Source organism: Burkholderia sp. 4M9327F10 (assembly GCF_005503145.1).
Classification (GTDB): domain Bacteria; phylum Pseudomonadota; class Gammaproteobacteria; order Burkholderiales; family Burkholderiaceae; genus Paraburkholderia.
This window is the reverse complement of sequence record NZ_SCNV01000066.1, coordinates 37,009-43,255: the sequence shown is the minus strand read 5'-3', so window position 1 is coordinate 43,255 and position 6,247 is coordinate 37,009. Positions and strand designations below refer to the sequence as shown.

The window sequence follows — 6,247 nt, the reverse complement described above, 5'->3', positions numbered from 1 at the left end:
GGGGTAAGGGGGGCGGGAATGCGGTGAAAATCGGGCGGCGCAGGCGCGCCGCCGCGCCAAGGTCAGGCCACGACGATATCCGTGCCCAGTTGATGCAGCAGGTCGCGCAATGCCTCCGCCTGTGCCATCCGTGCATCGCCGCGCAAATGAATCTGCACGGCGCGCCCGGCGATACCGTCGACCGGCCGCGCCAGCCATAGCTCGACCGCGAGTCCAAGGCCATCGGGTTGATTGACGGCCACCGGTTCGATCACCCGTGGCTTGAAAGCGGCACGCTCGGACATGGCAACACTCCTCAAGATCTGACTGCGGAGCCTCGATGCTAGTCAGCGTCCGGCGCCACGGCAAACGACGAATCTGTCTTTGCAAATCATTGTCTTGCTTAGCAGAAAAGCCGCTTATTACAGGAACATTTCTTGGTTCTGCCGGCGGGCCGCGGCTGCTATGGTGGCGTTCGTGCATCGCTCGAACGGTGCCGCTTATTTGCTTACTCAGTTGCCAGATTGCCGGGTCGAGCCGCCCGGTTGCCACACACACTCGTACCAGAAGGTCCATAAAAATGAAATCCAGAACGCTCGCTGCATGGTTGATGGGGTTAATGTTCACGGTCTCGGGCGTCGCCCACGCCGATCGTCTCGACGACATCAAGAAAGCCGGCGTGCTGCGCGTCGCTACCTTCGACAGCAATCCGCCGTTCGGCTTCGTCGATCCTGCCACCAACCATATCGTCGGCCTCGATGTCGACTACGCGAAGGCGCTGGCCGACAAGCTTGGCGTGAAACTCGAACTGCAGCCCACCAATCCGGCCAACCGCATTCCGTTCCTTACCTCGAACAAGGTGGATCTGGTGCTGGCCAATTTCACCATCACCGACGAGCGCGCCAAGCAGGTCGATTTTAGTATTCCTTATTTTTCATCGGGTCAGCAGTTTCTTGCGAAGAAGGGCGTGCTGAAGTCGCCTGACCAGATCAATAGTCTGCGCGTGGGCGCCGACAAGGGCACCACCAACGAGATCACGCTGCGCGAAAAATTCCCGCAGGCCACCATTGTCGCGTATGACGACACGCCGTTCGCATTTGCGGCCTTGCGTGCGGGCAACGTTCAGGCGATCACCCAGGACGGTCCGAAGCTGGTCGGCCTGCTCGCCAACGTGCCGGACAAGCAGAATTACGAAATCCCGCCGTTCACCATCTCCAACGACTATATGGGCGTCGGCATCCCGAAGGGCGAGACGCGCCTGACGGCCTTCGTCAACACCACGCTGAAGGGACTTGAAGCCGACGGCTCGGCCGCGCAGATCTATAACCGCTGGTTCGGTCCGCAGACGAAGACGCCGCTCGTGCGCATCTTCAAGATCGGCGACAAGGTCTGAGGCAGACAGGCTAAATAGCCTTGCGCCGGCGCGTGCCCGCCGGCGTTTTGCAGTTCGATGAAATTCCCGCAGGTTAGACAATGCAGGTGTGGCTCGCCCCGAAGTATCTGATGTGGTTGTGGCAAGGCTTTGGCGTCACGCTCGGCCTTGCACTTTGCGCGGCCATTGCCGCAACGCTGGCGGGCTTCGGACTGGCAATGTGCCGTCACGCTCGCCTGCGCGCGCTGCGCCACGTGGCGCGCGGGTATGTGGTCGCGTTTCGCAACACGCCGCTGCTGGTGCAATTGCTGTTCTGGTATTTCGGCGTGGCGACCTTGTTGCCGGATGCGCTGATGCAATGGCTCAACGCACCGCACCGCGTGCAGTTGGCGTGGTTCTCGCTGCATTGGCCGTCATTTGAATTCGTGGCCGGCTGGCTCGGGCTCACGTGCTATACGGCGGCCTTTATCGCCCAGGAGTTCGAGGCCGGATTGCGCGGCGTGCGGGAGGGCCAGCATCATGCCGCTGCCGCGCTTGGCCTCACGCCACGGCAGGCGTTCCGTTATGTGGTGCTGCCGCAGGCGGTGCGGATCTCGCTGCCGCCGCTGTTCGGGCAGTACATGAACCTCGTCAAGAACTCCTCGCTGACCATGGCGATCGGCCTCGCGGAATTGTCGTATGCGGCCCGTCAGGTGGAAACGGAGACCTTTCAGACCTTCGCCGCGTTCGGCGTGGCCACTGTTTTGTATATCGCTGCGGTCGCGCTGATCGAGGCGGTGTCGCACGTCGTCGCGCATCGGCGTGACCCGGCACTGGCGAGGCGCTGACGATGGAATGGTCGCTGTTCGTCAACAACCTGCCGTATCTGCTGGTCGGCGCGTTTCCTGAGGGGCCGCTCGGCGGGGCAGCCCTGACGCTCGTACTGGCGGTGACGTCGGCGCTTGCCTCGGCCCTGCTCGGCGTGGCGGGCGGCATCGCGCTTGCAATGGCCGGCCGCATCACGCGTGTGCCCTTGCTGCTCGTGATCGGCTTCTTTCGCGCGATCCCGGTGCTGATGCTGATCTTCTGGACGTTCTTTCTGCTGCCGGTCGTGTTCCATGTCAATGTGCCGGGCCTTGCAGCAGTGGTCTGCGCGCTTTCGCTGATCGGCGGCGCGTATCTCGCGCATTCGGTCCACGCGGGCATTCTGGCGGTCGGTGCGGGTCAATGGCAGGCGGGACTGTCGCTGGGTCTCACACGCATGCAAACCTTGCGTCATGTGCTGCTGCCTCAGGCAATCCGCATCATGACGCCGTCGTTCGTGAACCAGTGGGTCTCGCTGGTGAAGGATACCTCGCTCGCGTATATCGTCGGCGTGGGCGAATTGTCGTTTGTCGCCACCCAGGTGAATAACCGCCTGATGGTCTATCCCGTCCAGATTTTCCTGTTCGTCGGTTTCGTGTATCTGGTCATGTGCACGGCGCTCGACCGGATTGCGACCTACTGGCTCACGCGCACTGCCCGCAGCACGCCGGCGCGCGTGCGAGCCGCGGCGCAACCGGTGGCAGGAGAGTAGCCGCCTGGCGCGGCGGGACAGGGCAGCACAGCTTTCCACCACCCACCGCGTTCTCAACCGAACGCCGCCACCACGAAGTCAATGAAGCTGCGCAGCTTCGGCGTGGGCCGGCGGTCCCGCGCGAACAGCAAATGCATCGGCCGCGCTGGCGCTTCGTAAGCGGGCAGCACCTGCACTAGCCGGCCGGCGGCGAGATCGTCACTGAGCATTTCGCGCGGTTGCTGAATGATGCCGAGGCCCGCCAGCGCCGCGCTGCGCAGGCCCTGGCCATTGTTGACCGAAAACCGGCTGGTCACGCGCACCGAATGCTCGCCTTGTGCGCTGACGAATTCCCACTCGGGTATCGGCGGGCGCGTCGAAAACGCAAAGCCAAGGCATTCGTGGTGCGCCAGATCCTCGGGCCGGGTCGGAATGCCGCGTTCGGCGAGGTAAGCCGGCGCCGCGCAGGTCACGAGCCGGTACGGCGCCAGTTGCCGCGCAATCAGCCCGGAATCCGCGAGCGGGGCGATGCGGATCACGGCGTCGTAACCTTCATCGACCAGATCGACGATCCGGTCGCTCAAGGTCAGATCGAGCTGCACCTCGGGGTATTGCTGAAGATAGCGCGGCAGGATCGGCGTGAGACTGTGCGCGCCGAAGCTCACCGGAGCATTCACCTTGAGCTTGCCGCGCGGCGCCGCGAGCAGATTGGCGGCGAGTGCTTCCGCCGCGTCGGCTTCCAGCAAAACCGCCTTGCTGCCTTCGAAAAACGCGTGGCCCGCTTCCGTCAGGCTTTGGCGGCGCGTGGTGCGGTTGATGAGCTGCATGCCGTAGCGCGCCTCGAGAAAGCGGATGTGCTTGCCGACCATCTGCGACGAGACACCGAGCGCGGCGGCCGCCGCCGTAAACGATCCGGTTTCCGCCACCTTCACGAAAACCGCCATGCTGGTCAAGCGATCCATGATTAGAAACCAGATGTTTCAAGAGAACGAGTGGAAGCGCGATTTATCTGCTGTTTGGCGGCAATTATAGTGGTTGCACGTCAACACGTTGGAGAACCAAGATGCCGAAAATCGTGCGCTTCCATGGATATGGCGGCCCAGAAGTACTGAAAATCGAGGAAGTCGAGGTGGCGCCGCCCGGCGCTGGCGAAGTCACGCTGCAGGTGAAAGCACTGGGTCTGAACCGCGCCGAATCCATGTTCCGTTCAGGACAATACGTCGAGGAGGGCGAATTTCCTGCCCGTCTCGGTTATGAAGCGGCGGGCGTGGTCAGCGCGCTCGGCAGCGGCGTGACGGGGCTGAAGGTCGGCGACGCGGTCAGCCTGATTCCACCGCTCTCGATCACGCGCTGGGGCACCTACGGCGAAGTGGCGACTGTGCCGGCGGCGTCGCTGGTGAAGCATCCGGCTTCGCTCGGCTGGAGCGAAGCGGCTGCGGTCTGGATGCAATACGTCACCGCATGGGGCGCGTTGATCGAGATCGCGAAGCTTGGGGCAGGCGACACGGTGATTGTGACCGCGGCGTCGAGCAGCGTCGGGCTGGCTGCGATCCAGATAGCGAAGAGCGTGGGGGCGATCCCGATAGCCACCACCCGCTCGCGCGACAAGCAGGACGCGCTGCTTGAATTCGGCGCCGACCATGTGATTGCCACCGATTACGAGGACCTGCCGGCTCGCGTGCACGAGATCACCGGCGGCAAGGGTGCGCGCGTCGCGTTCGATCCGGTTGTGGGTGCGATGCTGCCCAAGCTCGCCGACGCACTGGCCCCGCACGGCATCCTGTTCGTGTACGGCGCGCTCAACGTCGATGCGACACCGTTCCCGCTGTTTCCGGTGCTGGGCAAGATGCTGACGGTGCACGGCTACCAGTACAAGCAGATCGTGAGCGACGCGCAGCGGCTCGAACGCGCCACGCGCTTCATTCTCGATGGCCTGGCGAGCGGCGCCCTCAAGCCGGTGATCGACAGGACGTTCACGCTGGATCAGATTGTCGACGCGCACCGCTACCTGGAATCGAACCAGCAGTTCGGCAAGATTGTCGTTACGGTGTGAGCACGGCGTGCGCGGGTTCGCTCGCTGCACACCTTGAGTGGCCTGATCGACGTGTCCGATCTGCGTGCAGCGCTCAGACGGAGACGCCGCTGCGCGCCCGCGCCAGCAACCACGCGAGAGCGGCCAGCAGCATCGCGCTGGCGAGCCCGGCAACCAGCACGGTCATCGCTGTGTAGTCGTTGCCGGCGGCGAGGTAGCGCTCACTGGTGGTATAGACCAGCGTGAGCGCCTCGCCGCCAAAGCGTAGCGTGTCGGTCTTGCGCACGAGCGGCGCTGCATCGCTCGCCGTGTCGCCGGGCGTCGAGGTGTATAGCGTAGTGGCCGGCGAGCCGGCCAGCACCTGCAGATCGATACCGGACTGATTGGACATGCCGCGCTCAAACAGTCGTCGGGGATCGACGACAGCGACCAGCATGCCATCGAAGTCAGGATGTGCGTCGGCTGCCGCGCCTGTCGTAGCCGAGGAGGCAGCAGCGCCTGCTGCCGCAGCAGACGCCGCAGAGGCGGCGGCAGTCTCCGAACCCGCAACGGGAACGCGCACCTCCGCAGCAGCCCCCGGCGCCCCATGACCGTGCACCGGCAGATACAGTTCAAGATGGGTGTGGGGCGGCTCGGGTGTCGCGTTCGTCGGCGCCGCCAGCGCGTCGAGTGTCAGCTCGCCGCTGTCCAGCGCGCGCAGCAAGGCCGCGCGCCGCGTGGGGTCGCGGCCCAGATCGTAGCCGGTGGCGGGCGCTTCGGCTCGCGCTGGCGTCATCAGCTGGACGGTCGCAAACGGCCTGTCCTCGGCAGAGACCGCCGCCGCGCCTCGCCCCAACGTGGCATAGCCGAGCGCACGCACGATGGACAAGGTGTCGTCCATATCGAGCCGCGTCACGTACTGGCGCCAGGCCTCCGGCGTGAGCGTCGGCGACACCGCCAGCAAGCCGCTCGCGCTGCGCAGCACGTACTCGCAGGTCGCCAGTTCCTCTTGCAGATCGTTGGTGATATGAGCGGCGCGCTGCTCGAACTGGCCGCGCGCCGTCTGCAGCGATTGTTCGCGCACCAGCCACCACGTGCCGAGCACCGTGGTGAGCACAACAGCAAAGGTGCAGGCCGCAGCGAATGCCGGCAGACGGATCAAGGCGGTAATACGCATACGCAGGGTCGAACTCTTGTTGTGAGGCGCACCGCTGGGTTCGTTCATGCGCCGCTCGATATTTTTTTACGCATACACCACCCCCGAAAGCACCGGTGTCATGCGGGTTGAAGGACAGCTCGCCCAAGGGCCGCCGTGGCTGCGTCGATTCGGTCATTGTAGCCACTACGCATT

The 6,247-nt window shown here is 64.3% G+C and carries 7 protein-coding genes; 4 read left to right on the top strand and 3 right to left on the bottom strand.

What is annotated here, in order from left to right; genetic code table 11:
• Positions 1 to 62: 62 nt before the first annotated feature.
• Positions 63 to 284 carry a hypothetical protein gene (locus tag FFS45_RS35420; protein WP_137959282.1) on the bottom strand — a complete coding sequence of 74 codons (222 nt, stop codon included), beginning with the start codon at positions 282 to 284 and terminating at the stop codon, positions 63 to 65.
• 275 nt (positions 285 to 559) lie between these two features.
• Between FFS45_RS35420 and FFS45_RS35415 the strand changes: the two genes are divergently transcribed.
• The 3 genes from FFS45_RS35415 to FFS45_RS35405 all read left to right on the top strand — a co-directional run bounded on the left by FFS45_RS35415 (position 560) and on the right by FFS45_RS35405 (position 2,906).
• The gene (locus FFS45_RS35415) at positions 560 to 1,372 is read left to right on the top strand and encodes an ABC transporter substrate-binding protein (RefSeq protein WP_137959281.1); all 813 of its coding nucleotides are present in this window, start codon (positions 560 to 562) and stop codon (positions 1,370 to 1,372) included.
• 80 nt (positions 1,373 to 1,452) lie between these two features.
• Positions 1,453 to 2,178, top strand: coding sequence for an amino acid ABC transporter permease (locus tag FFS45_RS35410; protein ID WP_137959280.1), 726 nt, complete (start codon positions 1,453 to 1,455; stop codon positions 2,176 to 2,178).
• Between the two features lie 2 nt (positions 2,179 to 2,180).
• Positions 2,181 to 2,906, top strand: a complete 726-nt coding sequence (locus FFS45_RS35405) for an amino acid ABC transporter permease (protein WP_137959279.1) — start codon at positions 2,181 to 2,183, stop codon at positions 2,904 to 2,906.
• 53 nt (positions 2,907 to 2,959) lie between these two features.
• Here the strand turns inward: FFS45_RS35405 and FFS45_RS35400 are convergent, their stop codons facing one another.
• Positions 2,960 to 3,847, bottom strand: coding sequence for a LysR family transcriptional regulator (locus FFS45_RS35400; protein ID WP_171029841.1), 888 nt, complete (start codon positions 3,845 to 3,847; stop codon positions 2,960 to 2,962).
• 101 nt (positions 3,848 to 3,948) lie between these two features.
• On the opposite strand from FFS45_RS35400, the gene FFS45_RS35395 reads away from it, so the two are divergent.
• Positions 3,949 to 4,938 carry a zinc-dependent alcohol dehydrogenase family protein gene (locus tag FFS45_RS35395; RefSeq protein ID WP_137959278.1) on the top strand — a complete coding sequence of 330 codons (990 nt, stop codon included), beginning with the start codon at positions 3,949 to 3,951 and terminating at the stop codon, positions 4,936 to 4,938.
• Between the two features lie 73 nt (positions 4,939 to 5,011).
• Here the strand turns inward: FFS45_RS35395 and FFS45_RS35390 are convergent, their stop codons facing one another.
• On the bottom strand, positions 5,012 to 6,121 hold the full coding sequence (locus FFS45_RS35390) for a CHASE domain-containing protein (RefSeq protein WP_137959277.1): 1,110 nt from the start codon (positions 6,119 to 6,121) through the stop codon (positions 5,012 to 5,014).
• Between the last annotated feature and the right edge of the window lie 126 nt (positions 6,122 to 6,247).